This window comes from Myxococcus dinghuensis, assembly GCF_024198235.1.
GTDB lineage: Bacteria > Myxococcota > Myxococcia > Myxococcales > Myxococcaceae > Myxococcus > Myxococcus dinghuensis.
In genome coordinates, this window is record NZ_JAKCFB010000040.1 from 41,938 (window position 1) to 59,604 (window position 17,667).

Sequence of the window (17,667 nt, forward strand, 5' to 3'; positions counted from 1 at the left end):
CAAGGGCACCGCGACCTCGAAAGGACGCCGACCATGGCCACCACCCCCGCGCAGCTCGCCATCACCCTCTCCGCCATCTCGTACCTGGGACAGTTCGACCCCAACTCCAAGCGCCATGGCGTGATGAACCAGGCGCTCACGGCCACCCTCGACGGAGGCTGGCAGGTGGCGTGGGGCCCGGCGACGCAGGGGGAGGACCTCGTCTATGTCGCGGCCGACAGCGCGGGCCAGTACGCGGTGGTGGTGCGCGGCACGCTGTTCACCCGCATCGAGGACCTCATCCAGGACAAGGGCATCGGATCGCAGGTGGCCCTGCCCTTCACCGCGCCCGACTTCCCCGACGCCGCCATCTCCGCGGGCGCGCTGGAGGTGTGGAAGAACATCGTCGCCATGGAGTCCTCCGTGGGTCCGGGCAGCGGCGCGCTGCTGCCCTTCCTCCAGGCCCTGCCCCAGGGGACGTCGCTGGTCGTCACCGGGCACAGCCTGGGGGGACAGGTGGCCACCGTGCTCGCGGCCTGGTTCCAGTCCGTGCTCACGAACGTGACGGTGCAGCCCCTCACCTTCGCCGCGCCCACCGCCGGCAACCCCGCCTTCGCCACGGCCTTCACGCAGGTGTTCCCCGACGCCGGGCGCTACTTCAACGCGCTCGACGTGGTGCCCCGCGCCTGGACGGTCGACGGGCTCACGTCCATCAAGTCCCTGTACCCCGGGGGTCCCCAGTGCGGACTCCTGTGCAGGAGCGCCGTGGACCGGGCGCTGGACACGCTCGAGCAGAACGGCCTCACCTACCAGCAGCCGGGCGCCGGCACGCAGCTCACCGGACAGCTCTACTCGGTGGGCCTGCTGGGCGCCTTCGAGGCCGAGGTCGACGACCAGCACCGCGCCCTCTACTACATGGACCTGCTCGGCATCCCCCTCGCCACCATCCAGCAGCTCGACACGAAGTGGGCACCGCCGTCGTCGGCGGCGGTGCGCGCGGCGGGGTGACTCACGTCGCAGGCGAGGACAGGCGCTTGAGCAGCGTGTCCAACGCGCCGAAGTCGATGGGCTTCACCAGGTGCGCGTCGAAGCCCGCCTCCCTCGAGCGCTGCCGGTCCGATTCCTGGCCATAGCCCGTCACCGCCACCAGCTGGAGCCCCTGGGGCCGCTGGCGGCGCAGGTGCCGGGCCAGCTCGTAGCCGTCCATCACGGGCAGGCCGATGTCGAGCAGCGCCAGCTCCGGCTGGAAGTCGGGCGCCACCTGGAGCGCGCTCGGCCCGTCGTAGGTGACGCGCGTCTCGCACCCCAGCAGGTCCAGCGCCTCCGCCAGCACGTCCGCGGCGTCGCGGTTGTCGTCGACGATGAGCACCCGGTGTGGCTGCGGCACCGCCTGCAGCACGGGCGCAGACACCTGGGACGCCCCCGCGAGCGCCGCCGCGTCCTGTGCGCCCCCGAGCACCGGCAGCCGCACGGTGAAGGTGCTGCCCTCTCCCCGCCCCTCGCTGCTCGCGGAGATGGTGCCGCCGTGCTGCGTGGCCAGGCTCCGGGCGATGGCCAGGCCCAGCCCCAGTCCGCCCTGGGAGCGGTCCAGCTCCTGCCGCTCCTGGAAGAACAGGTCGAAGATGCGCGGCAGGAGCTCCGGGGTGATGCCGATGCCGTTGTCCCGGACGGAGGCCACGATGTCCGGGCCCTCGCGCCGCCCCAGGATGTGGATGATGCCCCCGGGCTCGGTGTACTTCGCGGCGTTGGTCAGCAGGTTGGAGAACACCTGCGCCAGGCGCGTCGCGTCGGCCTCCAGCGGCAGCCCCTGCCCCGGGACGTCCACCTCCAGGTGGTGCCCCCGCTGCTCCAACAGGGGGCTGGCCTGCTCGATGGCCTTCGCCACCACCTCCGCCAGCTCCACCTTCTCCCGCTTGAGGACCACCTTCCCCCGCGTCACGCGGGACACGTCGAGCAGGTCGTCCACCAGCCGCACCACGTGGTGCACCTGCCGCTCGATGACGACGCGCTCGCGCTCCGAATGGTCGCCTCCGCGCAGGCGCATCAACTGGAGCGCGGTGAGGATGGGGGCCAGGGGGTTGCGCAGCTCGTGGCCGAGCATCGCCAGGAACTCGTCCTTCGCGCGGCTGGCCGACTCCGCCTCGCGGCGCGCGATGGCCAGCTCCGTCACGTCGAAGACGACGACGATGATGGAGTCCACCCGCCCCGCCTCGTCGAGCATCGGCTGGTACACGAAGTCGAAGAACACCTCGCGCGGCGGCCCGCCCTCGCCGGAGACGATCATCGTGCGCAGCGAGCGCCCCACGTGCGGTTGCCCCGTGGTGAAGACCGTGTCCAGCAGCTCGAAGATGCCCTGCCCGGCCAGCTCCGGCAGCGCCTCCTGGATGGGCTTGCCCACGATGGGCCGGTTCGCGACGAGCCGCAGGTAGTTGGCGTTGGCGAACTCGTAGACGTGGGTGGGGCCGCGGAGGATGGCGATGCCCACCGGCGCGTACTTGAACACGCTGGTGAGGCGCCGGGCGTGGGCCTCCTCGATGGCCTGCAGCCGGGCCTTCGTCAGCTGCGTCTCCACGCGCGCCTTGAGCTCGCGCGCGGAGAAGGGCTTCACCAGGTAGTCGTCCGCGCCGGCGCGAAGCCCCTCGATGCGCGCCTCCTCGCCCGCGCGGGCGGAGAGCATCATCACGGGGACGCGGCGGGTGCGCTCGTCGGCGCGCAGCTCGCGCAGCAGCGCGAACCCGTCCATGCGCGGCATCATCACGTCCGTCACCACCAGGTCCGGAGGCCGGGCCCGCGCCGCCTCCAGCGCGTCGAGCCCGTCCGCCACCGCCTCCACCCGCCACGCTCCGGACAGCAGCCTCGCCACGTACTCGCGCATGTCCGCGTTGTCGTCCACCAGGAGGATGCGCGCGCCCTGGGTAACCTGCCCTTCGTCGGGGGCCTCCTTCTCCAGCAGCGGCTCCGTCGACGCGGCGACCTCCAGGCCGCCCGGCAACCAGCGCAGGGCCTCGCTCACGAAGGGCGCGGTGCCCAGCGCCGTGGACACGCGGGCCTCCCGCGCCACCACGTGCTCCTTCGGCAGGTGGGCCGACCCGGTGGGGATGCGCAGGGTGAACGTCGTCCCCTTCCCCTCCGTGCTCTCCACGTCGAGCGTGCCGCCATGCAGGCGCACCAGCTCGTGCACCAGCGCGAGCCCGATGCCCGACCCCTCGTGCGTCCGCGCGCGAGCGCCCTGCACCCGGTGGAAGCGCTCGAACACGCGAGGCAGCTCCCGCTCCGGGATGCCGATGCCCGTGTCGGAGACCTGGACCTCGACGTGGCCCTCCGCCCACCGCTGGGAGATGCGGATGCCTCCCTCGAAGGTGAACTTCAGCGCGTTGGAGAGCAGGTTGAGGATGATCTTCTCCCACATGTCCTGGTCGACGTAGACGGGCTCCGGCACCGGAGGACAGTCCACGTCGAAGGCCAGGCCCGCGCGCTCGATGGCGGAGCGGAAGGCGCTCGCCAGTCCCGCGGTGAGCGCGGGCAGGTCCACGGGCGCGTAGGCGGCCTGGACGCGGTTGGCCTCGATGCGGGAGAAGTCGAGCAGCGAGTTGACCAGCTTCAGGAGGCGCTGCGCGTTGCGGTGCACCGTCTCCAGGCTCTCGCCCGTGAGCGCGCGGGCCGGCGACGCGAGCGCGTCCACCGTGGGCCCCAGCATCAGCGTCAGCGGCGTGCGGAACTCGTGGCTGACGTTGTTGAAGAAGGCCGTCTTCGCGCGGTCGATGGCCGCCAGCGCCTCCGCGCGCTTGCGCTCCTCCTCGTAGGCGCGCGCGTTGGCCAGCGCCGTCACCACCGGGTCCGCCGTCAACCGGAAGAGCCCCAGGTAGCGCTCGTCCAGCAGGCGCCGGGGGCTGACGCCCGCCACGAGGAAGCCATACGGGTGTTGCTGCCCGGAGCGCGAAAGCGGCAGCACCACCGCGCGCTCGGGCGGCGCGCCCCACCGTCCACCCGGCATGGGCCCGAAACGCGCGCCGAGGTTCTCGACGATGACCTCCCGGCCCGTCCGCGCCGCCTCCGCGAAGGGCCAGCCGCCCTCCTTCGTCGACAGGAAGCACACGCGCTCGGGCTTCGCGCTGCCCGCGTAGCCCTCCAGGCCACTCGAGCCCGTGAGCCGCGCCTCGGTGGCCTCGTCGTTCAGCAGATAGAGCAGCGTGAAGGGCAGGTCCTCGTCGTAGCGCGCGAGGATGCCGGAGGCCGTCTGACACGCCTGCTCCGCGGACTTCGCGTCCGCCGCGCGCGCGGCCAGGTCTCCCAGGAGCCGCAGCTGCCGGTTGTCCTGCACCTGCTCCGTCGTCTCCTGCACCGTGACGAGCACACCCCCCACGTGGCCCGCTTCGTCGTACACGGGGCTATACGAGAACGTGTGGAACGTCTCCTCCAGGGGGCCACGGCTGTTGATGAACAACTGGAGATGCTCGCTCCAGGTCGCCGACCCGCCCTCCAGGACTCCCCGAGCCATGGGCCCGATGACGTCCCAGATTTCGGCCCACACGCGGGAGGCCGGCGCGCCGAGCGACTCCGGGTGCTTCATCCCGAGCACGGGCCGGTAGCCGTCGTTGTAGATCTGCAGCAGTTGGGGACCCCACCACAGCAGCATGGGGAAGCGGTTGCCCAGCACGACGCCCACCATCGTCCGCAGGCTCGTGGGCCAGTCGGCGAGCGGCCCCAGGGGTGTCCGCGCCCAGTCCTTGGAACGGACCAGCGCCGCCATCTCGCCTCCCCCCGCGAGGTGGCCGTCCAGGAATGCCGTGGCGCGCTTCGAAGAGGAGTCCTGCTCAGGCATCAGTGCTCATGGAGGTGGAGGAGTAGCCTGGGCATTTAGTGGCGCGTCCACCAGTGTGCAATCGCGCCCGCCCCTTCTCTCCGCTCCCCAACACTGCACCGCCAGCGAAGACGCCCCCCAGGCGGGCGGCCCACCCGGGGGACGGCCGTGGCCGCCGGGAATCCGGTCTTCACGAGGCCGGCCCCGCTCCTTGCTCAGATGAAGTAGTCGGGGAACAGCTCCGCGCCGGGGACGGACTGGTACTTGTCGAAGTCCGTGACGCCGTCGGCGCGCAGCACGTCCTCGTCGATGCAGAAGTTGCCGGAGAAGCTCCGGCTGGGCTTGGTGAGGATGGCGTAGGCGGCGTCGGCCATGATTTCGGGCTGGCGGCTGCCGCGAATCGTCTCGTCGCCGCCCAGCAGGTTCTGCACGGCGGCGGTGGCGATGACGGTGCGCGGCCAGAGCGCGTTGACGGCGATGCCCTCCGAGCGCAGCTCCTCCGCCATGCCCAGCACGCACATGCTCATGCCGTACTTGGCCATGGTGTACGCGACGTGGGGACCGAACCAGCGCGCCTCCATGTTGAGCGGCGGCGAGTTGTTGAGGATGTGGGGGTTGCTGGACTTCTTGAGGTGGGGGATGCAGGCCTGCGAGCACGCGAAGGTGCCGCGCGTGTTGATGCCGTGCATCAGGTCGAAGCGCTTCATCGGCGTGTCCTCGGTGCCGGTGAGGCTGATGGCGCTGGCGTTGTTCACCAGGATGTCGATGCCACCGAACTTCGACACCGTCTGCTCCACGGCGGCGGCGATCTGGTCCTCGAAGCGGATGTCCACCATGCAGGCCAGCGCGCGTCCACCCGCCTTCTCGATCTCCTCCGCGGCCGTGTAGATGGTGCCGGGCAGCTTGGGGTGCGGCTCCGTCGTCTTCGCGGCGATGACGATGTTCGCGCCGTCCCGCGCGGCGCGGAGGGCAATCGCCTTGCCGATGCCTCGGCTGGCTCCGGTGATGAACAGCGTCTTCCCCTTGAGTGTCGTCATGGCACGCGTCTCCGTGGGTGGCACGTAAGGTCTGCTTAAGACTTCCCTGGGTATAGCGAGTCTCGCGCCCGAAGCCACGGGCAGACAGGGGCCGGCCCCTCCAACTTCCACCGGCCCGGAGGACTCGCGATGAGCGACAAGCACGACACTGTACCCACGGTGATGACGCGCCGGAGGGTGTTGCGCGGCATGGGACTGACGCTGGCGGCGATTCCGTTGATCCAGGTCGTCGCGTGCGGCGGCGAGGATGACTCCCCCACGCCCGGGACGGGCGACGCGGACGCGAGCACGCAGCCGGACTCGGGCTCCGCGGCCACCGCGTGGGCCACGGGCGGCACCGCCGTCATGTCCGGCGACTACGCGAACCCCTTCGCCAACGGCATGGGCGAGGCGTGCACGCTGACGTGCGCGGCGACCCTGGGTCCCTGCTACGCCCAGACGCTGGTGCGCAAGGACATCAGCGAGGGCCACGACGGGCTCCCGGTGCGGCTGGCCTTCCGCGTGGTGAACGAGGCCTGCGAGCCGGTGTCCGGCGCCTCCGTCGACATCTGGCACGCCGCGCCGGAGGGCCTCTATTCGGGCGAGGACGCCAGCACCTTCTGCACGGCGGACGACCCGTCGGCCACGTCCGCGCGGTGGTTCCGCGGCCAGCAGGTGACGGACGCGGACGGGCGCGCGGACTTCGACACGTGCTTCCCCGGCTGGTACAGCAGCCGCACCGTCCACATCCACTTCACCATCCGCATCGGCGAGGCGGAGTACGTGACGTCGCAGTTGTTCTTCGACGACACGCTGAACGACGAAATCATCGACAACGAGCCGCTGTACAACACGCGCGGCCCCCGGGACACGACCAACGCGAACGACAACGTCGTGTCCGCGGAGTCCGTGGGCAACTACCTCTTCCAGACGGCGCGCCAGGCGGACGGCGCGATGCTGGCGTGGAAGACGCTCGTCATCCGCTCCTCGCTGGACGCCGCGCAGTGCCAGATTCCGGGCGGCAACGGCGGCGGGGGCGGCGGGCCTCCGCCGGGTGACGGCGGCATGGGTCCTCCGCCGGGCGACGGTGGCATGGGTCCTCCGCCGGGTGACGGTGGCGTGCCTCCACTCCCTCCCGACGCGGGAGCGTGAGCCCGCCGTCGTGAGGACGGGCCGGGGCGCGCGTCAGCGAGGCTTCGCGCGCCCCAGCTCCTCCACCAGCAGCTCCGACACCCTGCGCACGCGCGGGATGTCCAGGGCCGACTTCGCGCAGACGAGGTGGAGCTGGCTCCACGCGTGAGGCCCCAGGTCCAGGTCCAGGGGCACCAGGTCGCGGGGCTGGCTGAAGCGGTGCGGGACGGCGGCCAGCACCATCGCCCCCAGGCCCGCCTCCGCCGCCGCGAGCATCACCAGGTAGTTGTCCGTGGTGAAGGTGGGTGAGAAGCCCGGGATGAGGGACTCCAACTGGGGGTTCGGCGGCAGCGCCTCGTAGGGGGGCGCCCACGCCACCCACGGCACCTGCGCGAGCGTCGGGCGGCGGGGCAGCGTCGCCTTCAGCGCCTTGGAGACGAACACCCGGTTGCGCACGTCCAGCGTGTGGACGAGCTTCAGGTCCTCCTGCGCGGGGGCGCGCAGGCGCAGCGCCAGGTCGGCCTCGCCCCGCCCCAGGTCCACGTAGGAGACGGAGGACTGCACCTCCAGCCGCAGCCCCGGGTGCTTGCGCGCCACGTGCGCGGCGAAGGGCGCCAGGAAGTCGAAGCTCACGAAGGGGCTCGCCGTCACGCGCACCACGCCCTTCGGCGACGTGTCCGTGGACTCGGCCGCGCGTTGCAGCTCCCCGGCCCACTCCGCCATCTTCCGCGCTGGCTGGAGCAGCCGCTCCCCCGCCGCCGTGAGCGCCGCGCCCTCCACCCCGCGCCGGAACAGCTTCGCGCCCACGCCGTACTCCAGCGCGGCCAGCCGCCGGCTCACCGTGGGCTGGCCGATGCGCAGCCGCCGCGCCGCCCCGCTGAAGCTGCCCGTCTCCGCGATGGCCAGGAACAGCCGCGCGTCATCCCAGGAGATATCCATTCCTGGATGGCATCATACCGCAATCGCCATTTTCCATGCGTGGGCGCATCGCTACCTTGGGGCCCATGAACGCCAAGCGCATCGCCCTCTCCCTCGCCGCCGTCGTCGGCCTCCTCGTCGTCGCGGCGTTGATGGTCGTCGTCCTCGGTCTCACCGGCGCCCTCGACAGGCCCACGACCTCCCACCCCGTCCAGCGCTCGGCGCTGGGGGCGGCGCGGCCGACGCGGGACCTGCTCGCGCTGCTGGACCAGCCCGGCCCCGTGGAGCTGGAGACCGTCGACTCCGCGGACTGGGCCGTGGACCGCAGCGGCCTGGTCAACCTGGGCCACCCCACCGCGAAGGCCGCCGGGTTGGTGGACGGCGACGAGCCCATCCAGGTCTTCTTCCACGCCCTGCGCCACCCGACGAAGGGGCTCTACATCGTCGACACCGGCATCGAGGTCGCGATGCGCGACGCGCCGGAGAAGTCCGCCGTCCAGGGCATCGTCGCGGGCGCCATGCACATGGAGCGGCTGAAGGTGCACGCGCCGCTGGGGGAGTGGCTGGCGAAGCAGCCCCAGGCGCTCGCGGGCGTGCTCCTCACGCACCTGCACCTGGACCACGTCACCGGCATGGCGGACGTGCCCGCGAACACGCCCGTGTACACGGGCCCGGGCGAGGCCGCGGCGGCCTCCCCCCTCAACCTGCTGATGAAGCCGAACACGGACCGCGCGCTGGCGGGCAAGGCCCCCATCTCCGAGTGGGCCTACGCCCCCGAGTCCGAGGGCCTCTTCGACGCCGCGGTGGACGTCTTCGGCGACGGCTCCGTCTGGGCGCTCTGGGTGCCGGGCCACACGCCGGGCAGCACCGCGTACCTGGTGCGCTCCACGAAGGGCCCGGTGCTGCTCACGGGGGACGCCAGCCACACGCGCTGGGGCTGGGAGCACGACGTGGAGCCGGGCACCTTCACCCAGGACGGCCCCCGGGGCGTGCGGAGCTTCAAGAGGCTGCGCGACTTCGCCGCCGCGCACCCGGACGTCGAGGTGCGGCTGGGCCACCAGCACTGACGCGCCGGGGCGCGGCGGACGGGGCCCGCGGCGCTACGGCCAGTCGAGCGTGTGCTGCTTGAAGAAGTCCCACATGAACGTCGTGGCGTCGGGGCCGGAGGGGTCTGCGAAGGGGTAGCTGGCGTCGCCGCCCGGCCACGCGTGGTCCATGCCCTGGATTTCGTACTTCTGCGCCACCAGCTCACCGCCGTACACGTAGTCCTTCACCGTGTACGTGCGACCGCCCGGCACGCGCAGCGTCCGCGTCGCGGTGGGGGTGGACCGGATGCTGTCGTTGGCCAGCCCGTCGTCGCCGTAGTCGCTGGTCTGCAGGAACTGCTTCACCGCCTGCTCGCCGTTGAGGGGATTGACGACGCTGTCCTCGGTGCCGTGGACCACGAGCACCGGCACCGTGCGGCGCGGACGCCCCGAACACACCCACGCGTCACGGCCCCGGTCGTCCGGCGAGTAGATGCTGCCGAAGAGCATGGCGAAGCCCGTGCCGGAGACGGTGGTGGCCGCCTTGTACATGGCGCCCGCGCCAATCATGCCGGCGGCGAACACGTCCGAGTAGCAGGCCATCAGCGTGCCCGTGAGCACCGCGCCCGAGGACACCCCGCCCAGATAGACGCGGCGCGCGTCCACGGAGTAGTGCTGCTTCACCAGGTCCACCATGCCCACCACGAGCGCCGGCTCGCCGGTGCCGCGCTCCTGGTTGGCGCCGAACATGAAGTTCCAGCACTGCGTGGGGTTCGCGAACGTGGCCTGGTTCGGGTACAGCACCAGGAACCGCTCCGCGTCCGCCTTGGTGTTGAGGCGCGTCAGGCCCGCGAACTGGTCCGGGTTCTGGAAACAGCCGTGGAGGGCCACCACGAGGGGGAGCGGGGTCCCCGGTTGGTACCCGTCCGGGACCCAGAGCTGGAAGCCCCTCGCTCCAGAAGTGCTCACATAGTTGCCATGGACCCACGAGCCGGCGTAGGCCGGGGCCCCCGTGGAGACCGCCAGCAACACCGTGAGCACGAACAGCGACCGCAGCACCGCGTCACCACGTCGAAGCCTCGACATCGTCCTGCCTCCTGGGTTGGGGAGAGCGAAGCCGCGCGGCTCAGCCGGCGTGGCGCGAGCCGGGGGACGCGCCGTCGACCTCGCGGAGGAAGGCCTCCACGGCGTCGGTGAGCGGGCCGGGCTGGTCCAGCGGCGCGGCGTGCCCCGAGTCCGCCAGCACCTGGAGGCGGGCGGAGGGCAGCAGGTCCACGTAGGCCTGCTTGGCGGATTGCGGCGTGTAGTCCCGCTCCGAGTGCAGCACCAGCACGGGGCAGGTGATGTCCTTCAGCCGCGACATGACGCTGAAGCCCAGCAGGCCCCGCGTCGCGCGCAGGTAGGCATCCGGGTCGTTGGCACCGAACGTCGCGATGGCCCGGCGCCGCAAGCCCTCCTGCTCCGGCTTGGGGAACAGGCGAGGGGCGAGCACGTTGGCCAGGGCCTTGGGCCCCAGCAGGCGCAGCAGGAGCAGCCGCGTCGCGAAGTCGAACTTGCGGCGCAGCGTCCGGGCCACCAGCTCCGGCCCGCTGTTGACGATGACCAGGCTGCGCACCAGGTCCGGCCGGTCCACCGCGAGCTGGAACCCCATCATCCCGCCCATCGACAGCCCCACCACGTGCACCGGCCCCAGCGCCAGCGCGTCACACAGCCCCGCGATGTCCCGGGCGAACAGCGGCACGCCGTACGCGCCCGCCGGCTTGTCGCTGCGTCCGTGCCCACGTGCGTCCGGCGCGATGACGCGCCAGCCCTTCGACAGGCGAGGGGCCACCAGCTCCCAGTCCACCCCGGACGAGCCCAGCCCGTGGAGCAACAGGACCGGAATGCCCTGCCCGCCCTCTTCGTAGTGGAGGGAGTACCCCTCGAGCTGGAGCGTGGACATGCTCGGACTCCTGCCAGGTCGGCTGCTGTTTCGTGACGTCACCCACCCTATCTGAACGAACGTTCGATAAGCAAGACAGACATGAGCCATTCCAGCCGCTCCCGCCTCCGCATGCAGACGGCCAGCCTTCCGCCCACCCCCTCCGACGGAACCCGGCGGCGCATCCTGGAGACGGCCCTCCAGCTCTTCGCGACCCGCGGGTATCACGACACGTCCATCCGCGACCTGGCGAAGGCGTTGGAGCTGCAGCCCAGCGCGCTCTACGCGCACTTCCCCTCGAAGGAGCACGTGCTGGCGGAGCTGGTGCGCATCGGGCACGAGGCACACCACGAGGCGCTGGCGCTGGCGCTGAAGGAGGCGGGGACGACGGACCCGGCGGAGCAGGTGCGCGCGCTGGTGCGGGTGCACACGCGGCTGCACGCCCTGCATCCCCAGCTCGCGCTCGTCGTGAACGAGGAGTTCTACGCGCTCACCCCGGAGATGGCCGCGCCGGCGCTCGCGCTGCGCACCCAGTCCACGCTGCTGCTGGCGGAGGTCATCGAGCGGGGCATCGCGCAGCAGCGCTTCTCGCCGCCGCACCCTCGCGCCACCGCCGCCGCCATCTCCGCCATGGGCGTGCGGCTGCCCTACTGGTACGAGCTGGACAACGGGCTCGACGTGGACACCCTCGCGGACGTCCACGCCGAGCTGGCCCTGCGAATGCTCGGCGTGCGCGAGCGCAAGTGAGGCAATCGCGGCGTGGGGCGCCCCCGAGGAGCCCCGACCGCGTCAGTCCAGCAGGTGCGGGTTGCGCACGACCAGCAGCCCCGCCTGCACGGTGGCCACGTAGTCGTTGAGGTGCCCCGCCTGGATGAGGGCGGACACGTCCCGCGTGCCGCCCGCGGCGATGGCCTGGTCCACCTTCTGCGAGCCCTCGTTGTAGGCGGCGAGCGCCAGCCGCCAGTCACCGGCGTAGCGCGCGCCCAGGTCGGACAGCAGCGCCGCGGCGGCCTGCGTCTCGCGCGCCACGTCCAGGCGCTCGTCCTTCGCCTCGCTCACCTCGAGCCCGTACTCCCGCGCCGTGGCGGGGATGAACATCCACACGCCCGCGCCGCGCATGCCCGGGGCGTACGACGGGCCGCCGTCCGTCTGCGGCATGTTCGTCACGGCGGACTCCACCACCGCCACCGCGAGCAGGCCCTCCGGCAGGCCCTTCTGCTTCAGCGTCTGCGCGAGCGCCGCGCGGTGCGTGGCCAGGTGGGTCAACGCGCGCTTCATGAAGGCGCGGCCCTTGTCGGTGCCGACGAAGCGGTTGAGCTGCTCGACGACCTTCGCGTCCACGACGACCGGCAGGTCGCCGCCAGCGGGCTGGCTCGCGCGGGCCAGGGCCTGCGCCTCCGCCAGTGACACGGAGCGGCCGCGGGTCGCGCCCTGCGCCATGACGGCCAGCGGGACGAGGAGGAGGCTCAGCGCGGTGAGCAGCGCGGTGACGCCGTGCGCGCGGAGGGGACGAGGCTGGAACAACATGTGGATTCTCCTCTGGGTGGGGTGGGACATGCCGGTGACGCCGGCGGGAAGGGGCGGAGCGCCCTGGAGTCGAAGCGCGGCCTGGAGGAGGCAGCGCGCGTAGGCGGTGGCCTGGGCCCGGCCGCTCGTCACCAGCGCCTCGTCGCACGCCAGCTCCTGGAGCGAGGCCAGCCACGCGGACAGCGCGTGCGCGGCGGGGTGCCAGAAGAAGGCGCCGGTGACGAGCAGCCGCGCGAAGGCCCACTGCGTGTCGCGCTGACGGTGGTGTTGCAGCTCGTGCAGCACGGTGAGGCGGAAGGCCTCCGCGTCCTCCAGCAGCGCGGGCGGCACCACCACCCACGCCGAGGGACGACGGCCCCACCGGGGGAACCACGCGGAGAACGCCGGGCCCCCCTCCTCGCCGAGCACCACCACGACCCGCCCCACCGCATGCACCGTCGGCAGCGCCTCCAGCCGACGCAAGAGATGCTGATGCCGCGCGAGCGCCCGACCGGAGAGGAGCACCGCGCCCGCGCACAGGCCCACGGCCACCCAGGTCCACGTGTCGGCGGGGAGCAGGGGCTCACGCCTGGGCGCGTCGACCGCGGGCCGTGACGGCTCCTGCGCCCACGGCGACGCGGCGAGGTGCCCCGTCCGCCGCGCCACGGAGCGCTCGAAGTCGAAGAGCGGCCCGGCCGGCGCCAGCGCATGCGCCGCGAAGACGCTCAACGGCACCACCAGCGACAAGCCCAGCGCGCCCCGCCCCACCCGCAGCGCCTGGCGCGACGACAGCGGCGCGCCCACCCACGCCAGCAGCGCGAGCGCCCCACGCGCGCCCAGCAGCGCCACGGGCAGCAGCACCGCCACGCCCAGATAGAGGGACCCCAGGCCGCTCACGGCGCACCCCGACGAACGGCGGCGACGGACCGGGCGACCCCGGAGGCCCGACGGGAGGAGGCGCCGTTCACGACCGGCCGCCCTTGCCCTTGAGCAGCTTGCGGATCTGCTCCACCTCGTCCGGCGCGAGCGGCACCGCCTCGACCAGCCGCGCCACCAGGGCGGAGGGCGTCCCGTCGAAGACGGTGTCCACCAGGTGCCGCAGGCTCTGCGCCTCGTACGTCTCGCGCGGCAGCACCGCCGAGTACAGGTGCCCGCGCCCCTGCTTGCGGCTGGTCACCACGCCCTTCTGCTCCAGGATGCGCAGCACGGTGCTGACGGACGTGTACGCCAGCGCGCGGGCCTCGGGCAGCGCGGCCAGCACGTCCGCCACGCTCACCTCGCCCAACCGCCACACGATGTGCATCAGCTCGAGCTCCACCGGCGTCAACGGCCGGGGCGCCTCGGGCTCGGGATTCTTGGCCATGGATGAACGACCTCCGTGGCCCATGAACTACTAAGACTTTAGTTCCCTGTCAACTAAGCCCTTAGTTACTGCCTCCACCCACCCGGTGTGCGCCTCAGACCCCCAGCGCGTCGCGCAGCTCCGGAAGCTGCTCCGCCTTCACCGCGCCGAACACGAAGCGGTCCGGCCGCAGCACCACCACGTCCGCCGTGTAGCGGCTGAACCACGCGTCCAGCTTGCCGGTGACGTCCACCACGGAGGACACCTTCCCGGCATCGTCCTCGTCCGCCTGCACGGCGAGCAGGCGGCCACCCAGCGCCTCCGCGAGCCCCCGCGCGGCCTCCCTCTGCGCGGCGGGCGCGTTGGCGCGGCACAGCACCGCGAACTCGTTGCCGAGCGCCTCGTCCAGCAGCACCTCCTCGCCGGACTGCAGCCGCACCTTCGGCTGGATGAAGAACGAGCCCTGGGGCGGCTCGGAGTCCTTGCTGCCCCCATCGAAGTAGAAGCCCTCGTTGTGGCGCGGGGCCTGCTTGAACTCGAAGCCCTGGATGAAGCGCTTCACGCGGGGGATGCGCTGCACCGCGCGCAGCAGCGCGTCACGCGCGGTGGCCACCAGGGAGTTGCGGGCCAGGAACAGGTGCCCCACCCGGATGCACAGCTTCTGCAGCGACTCCACGTGGGGACGGCGCTCCTCCTCGTACGTGTTCAGCAGGGAGTCCGGCGCCAGGCCCTGGAGCACCCGGTGGAGCTTCCACGCCAGGTTGGACGCGTCCCGCAGGCCGGAGGTGAGGCCCTGCCCCATGAAGGGCGGCATGGTGTGCGCCGCGTCGCCCAGCAGGAACACGTTCCCGTCGCGCCACTTCGCCGCGTTGAGGCAGTGGAACGTGTACACCTGCGCGCGCTGGATGTTGACGCGGTCGGGGTCGATGTACGGCGTCAGGAGCGCGCGGATGGTCTCCGGCCGCTCCATGTACTCGCGCGTCTCGCCGGGCATCAGCATGAACTCCCAGCGGAACTGGCCCGCCGCGCCGGTGGCCACGAAGGCCGGGCGCTTGGGGTCGCACACGAAGCGGCACATGTCCGGCAGCTCGCCCTCCACCACGCCGGACACCGCCAGCCACAGCTCGTCGTACGTCCGCCCGGACAGCTTGATGTTCAGGGCCTTGCGCACGGAGCTGCGCGCCCCGTCGCACCCCAGCAGGAACCGGCCGCGCACCGTGCGCACCTCGCCCGTCTGCACCTGCCGGTAGCGCACCGTCACACCGGAGGCGTCCTGCTCCAGCGACTCCAGCGCGGCGCCAATCTCCAGGTTCACGTGCGGGAAGCGCTGCATGCCCTCGCGCAACGAACGCTCGAGCAGCGGCTGGTGGAAGAACCACAGCGGCGTGTACCCGTAGCCGAAGTCCGTCTGGCCGGGATTCACCTGGGCGAAGCGCTTGCCGGAGCCGCCCACGTACTCGAAGAACTGGGACTGGCGCATGTCGCGCTGCAGCTCGTCCACCAACCCCGCCGCCTGGTAGATGCGCAGCGCTTCGTCATCGCATGAGAAAGCGCGAGGCTGGCCATGCGGCGCGAGGTCCTGCTCCAGCACCAACGTCCGCACTCCCATGCTGCCCAGGAGATTGCTCGTCAGCGCCCCCACGGGACCGCAGCCGCTGATGATGACATCAACCTCCATGTCGGCCTGCTGCCTGTCACAAATCATGAGAGCCCCCACACCAGTAAGTCCGCTGCAATGAATAACGCGCGAGGTGTGACGAGGGTGTGACCGCACAATTCGATTCGCAACGCCGTCCGCCCCTGACGGCGAGGTGCCGTGCGCTGGAAATTCATGAGCACTGGTGTTGGCGGTATTCCACGCCCCGGCTGGGGCGTTCCCTACCCGTGAGGGAGCAAGCGGCCGTCGTGTTACGTTACGACCAGCGTTCTCTCTCCTTCCTGGAACCCTGGAGGCCATGGCAGGCGACGACACTGCGGGCGCGCAAGTCTTTCGGCTCGAACTGCTGGGTGAGGCGCGCTTGAGGAGCGACAGCGCGTACCTCACGCTGGAGCGGCGCACCGCCGCGGTGCTGGCATGGCTGGCATTGGAGGGACCTCATCCCAAGTACAGGCTGGCCGGACTGTTGTGGGCGGAGTCGAGCGAGGTCACCGCCCGGAACAACATGCGACAGCTCTTGCGCCGGCTGCGTCTGGCCACGGGCACGGAGCTGGTGCACGGCACGGACGTGCTGTCCCTGGCGGAAAATGTCACCACGGACGCGGCGGAGCTCCAGGCGCACGTGCTCGCGGGCAGGCATTCCCAGGCGTTGGAGCAGGAGGGGACGCTGCTGGCCGCGCTCGACTTCGACGACTGCCCGGAGTTCCAGTCGTGGCTGGAGAACGCGCGCGAACGGCTGGACAAGCTTCGACGCCGCGCGGCGACGGCCGAATCCGAGACACGCGAGCGCGCGGGGGATTTGTCGGGCGCGCTGATGCTGACGGAGCGGCTGCTCGCCATGGACCCCTACTCCGAGGAGGCGTGGCGGCGGCTGATGCGGCTGCACTACGTGGCCGGGGACCGGATGGCGGCGCTCAACGCCTTCGACCGGTGCCGCCGGCTGCTGCGTGAAGAGTTGGACACCCAACCCTTGCCGCAGACGGTGGCGCTCGCGCGGGAGATCGAACGGGGCCCCTCGCTGCCCGTCACGCCGCGCGCGGAGGCGGCGAAGCTGCCGCTGTCCGTGCTGCGCCCGCCGCTGCTGGTGGGCCGCGAGCGCGAGTGGGCGCGGATGGAGCTGGCGTGGGAGGCGGGGATGACCATCTTCCTGTCGGGCGAGCCGGGCGTGGGCAAGTCGCGGCTGGCGCACGACTTCGCCGCCTCGCGTGGCAGGTACATGGTGCTGGAGTCGCGCCCGGGCGAGCTGCACATCGCCTATTCCTCTCACGTGCGGCTGCTGCGACAGATTCTCGCCCGCCGGCCCGACCCCACGCTGGAGCCGTGGGTGCGCCGCGAGCTGGCGCGCATGCTGCCGGACATGGCGGGGCCGGAGGGCGTGCCCCCGCCCATGGCGGACGAGTCGGACCGCAGCCGCTTCCTCGAGGCCCACTGCCGGCTCATCTACCAACTGACCGCGGGGTTCGACGCGCTCGTCGCGGACGACCTGCAATACATGGACGCCGCGACGGCGGAGTTCGCGCTGCTCATGCTGTCGCGCCGGCACGACCCCGGCCCCAACGGCTCGTATCCGCACTTCATCGACACGTTCCGCCGCGGCGAGCTGTCGCCCGTCGTCGCCGCGTGCGTGCAACAACTGGTGGAGGCGGGGCTCGCGGTGGTCATCGAGGTGGAGCCCCTGGAGACCGACGCGGTGGGCGCGCTCCTGGGCAGCCTGGAGCTGTCCGGTGCCGAACACCTGCGCGACAACGTGATGAGCTACACGGGCGGCAACCCGCTGTTCATCATGGAGGCGCTGCGGCACCTGCTGGAGACGGGCGGCCTGGAGCGGGGCTGGCCGGAGCACGTCCACCCCACCGGGCGGGGCCGGGAGCTCATCCACCAGCGCCTGGAGCGGCTGTCGCCCTCCGCGCTCCAGGTGGCGCGGCTGGCCGCGCTGGCGCGCTCGGACTTCGAGCTGGAGCTGGCGGGCGAGGTGCTGGAGATGTCGTCGCTGTCGCTCGCCACGCACGTGTCGGAGCTGGAGCAGGCCCACGTGCTGCGCGGCGAGCGCTTCACGCACGACCTGCTCTTCGAGGTGGTGCGCGAGACGATTCCCCCCTCGCTCGTGCCGCTGCTGCACCGGCGGCTCGCCAACGCGCTGGAGCAGCGCAAGGCGCCCCCGGTCACCATCGCGCAGCACTGGCTGGACGGCCGCGAGCCCGGCCGCGCCGCGCCCTTCTTCGTCGCCGCCGCCAACGCCGAGTCCGCCGCCCTGCGACACATGGAGGCGGCCATCCTCTACTTCCGCGCCGCCACGGCCCTGGAGGAAGCGGGCGCCTTCGACGAGGCCGCGCGCATCCGCGCCCGCGTGCGCGGCATCCCCAGCGCCTGA

At 71.9% G+C, this 17,667-nt stretch carries 13 protein-coding genes; 5 read left to right on the top strand and 8 right to left on the bottom strand.

The genetic code is table 11. The annotated features are described in order from the left end of the window. Positions 1–33: 33 nt before the first annotated feature. Positions 34–987 (top strand): lipase family protein, encoded by a 954-nt coding sequence (locus LZ198_RS34490; RefSeq protein WP_253976386.1) that lies wholly within the window; start codon positions 34–36, stop codon positions 985–987. Position 988: 1 nt separating this feature from the next. Here the strand turns inward: LZ198_RS34490 and LZ198_RS34495 are convergent, their stop codons facing one another. Then, positions 989–4,801, bottom strand: coding sequence for an ATP-binding protein (locus LZ198_RS34495; RefSeq protein WP_253976387.1), 3,813 nt, complete (start codon positions 4,799–4,801; stop codon positions 989–991). A gap of 194 nt (positions 4,802–4,995) precedes the next feature. Continuing rightward, positions 4,996–5,817, bottom strand: a complete 822-nt coding sequence (locus LZ198_RS34500) for an SDR family oxidoreductase (protein ID WP_253976388.1) — start codon at positions 5,815–5,817, stop codon at positions 4,996–4,998. Positions 5,818–5,946: 129 nt separating this feature from the next. Between LZ198_RS34500 and LZ198_RS34505 the strand changes: the two genes are divergently transcribed. Then, a complete protein-coding gene (locus LZ198_RS34505) occupies positions 5,947–6,948 on the top strand; it encodes a dioxygenase family protein (protein WP_253976389.1) in 1,002 nt (333 codons plus the stop codon). A gap of 33 nt (positions 6,949–6,981) precedes the next feature. Here the strand turns inward: LZ198_RS34505 and LZ198_RS34510 are convergent, their stop codons facing one another. Continuing rightward, positions 6,982–7,866: a LysR family transcriptional regulator gene (locus LZ198_RS34510; RefSeq protein ID WP_253976390.1), complete on the bottom strand. Its 885-nt coding sequence runs from the start codon at positions 7,864–7,866 to the stop codon at positions 6,982–6,984. Positions 7,867–7,931: 65 nt separating this feature from the next. Here LZ198_RS34510 and LZ198_RS34515 point away from each other — a divergent pair, with 65 nt between their 5' ends. Next, on the top strand, positions 7,932–8,912 hold the full coding sequence (locus LZ198_RS34515) for an MBL fold metallo-hydrolase (RefSeq protein WP_253976391.1): 981 nt from the start codon (positions 7,932–7,934) through the stop codon (positions 8,910–8,912). A 33-nt stretch (positions 8,913–8,945) separates the two neighbouring features. On the opposite strand, the gene LZ198_RS34520 is transcribed toward LZ198_RS34515, so the two are convergent. Continuing rightward, positions 8,946–9,956 carry an extracellular catalytic domain type 1 short-chain-length polyhydroxyalkanoate depolymerase gene (locus LZ198_RS34520; RefSeq protein WP_253976392.1) on the bottom strand — a complete coding sequence of 337 codons (1,011 nt, stop codon included), beginning with the start codon at positions 9,954–9,956 and terminating at the stop codon, positions 8,946–8,948. Between the two features lie 40 nt (positions 9,957–9,996). Further along, positions 9,997–10,812 (bottom strand): alpha/beta fold hydrolase, encoded by an 816-nt coding sequence (locus tag LZ198_RS34525; RefSeq protein ID WP_253976393.1) that lies wholly within the window; start codon positions 10,810–10,812, stop codon positions 9,997–9,999. Between the two features lie 81 nt (positions 10,813–10,893). On the opposite strand from LZ198_RS34525, the gene LZ198_RS34530 reads away from it, so the two are divergent. Next, positions 10,894–11,538 carry a TetR/AcrR family transcriptional regulator gene (locus LZ198_RS34530; RefSeq protein ID WP_253976394.1) on the top strand — a complete coding sequence of 215 codons (645 nt, stop codon included), beginning with the start codon at positions 10,894–10,896 and terminating at the stop codon, positions 11,536–11,538. 42 nt (positions 11,539–11,580) lie between these two features. Here the strand turns inward: LZ198_RS34530 and LZ198_RS34535 are convergent, their stop codons facing one another. The 3 genes from LZ198_RS34535 to mhpA form a co-directional block, all read right to left on the bottom strand. Next, positions 11,581–13,194, bottom strand: coding sequence for a transglycosylase SLT domain-containing protein (locus tag LZ198_RS34535; protein WP_253976395.1), 1,614 nt, complete (start codon positions 13,192–13,194; stop codon positions 11,581–11,583). 67 nt (positions 13,195–13,261) lie between these two features. Continuing rightward, on the bottom strand, positions 13,262–13,660 hold the full coding sequence (locus LZ198_RS34540; RefSeq protein WP_253976396.1) for a BlaI/MecI/CopY family transcriptional regulator: 399 nt from the start codon (positions 13,658–13,660) through the stop codon (positions 13,262–13,264). Positions 13,661–13,754: 94 nt separating this feature from the next. Next, a complete protein-coding gene (mhpA, locus tag LZ198_RS34545; protein ID WP_253976397.1) occupies positions 13,755–15,344 on the bottom strand; it encodes a bifunctional 3-(3-hydroxy-phenyl)propionate/3-hydroxycinnamic acid hydroxylase MhpA in 1,590 nt (529 codons plus the stop codon). 250 nt (positions 15,345–15,594) lie between these two features. Between mhpA and LZ198_RS34550 the strand changes: the two genes are divergently transcribed. Beyond that, positions 15,595–17,667 (top strand): BTAD domain-containing putative transcriptional regulator, encoded by a 2,073-nt coding sequence (locus LZ198_RS34550; protein ID WP_253976398.1) that lies wholly within the window; start codon positions 15,595–15,597, stop codon positions 17,665–17,667.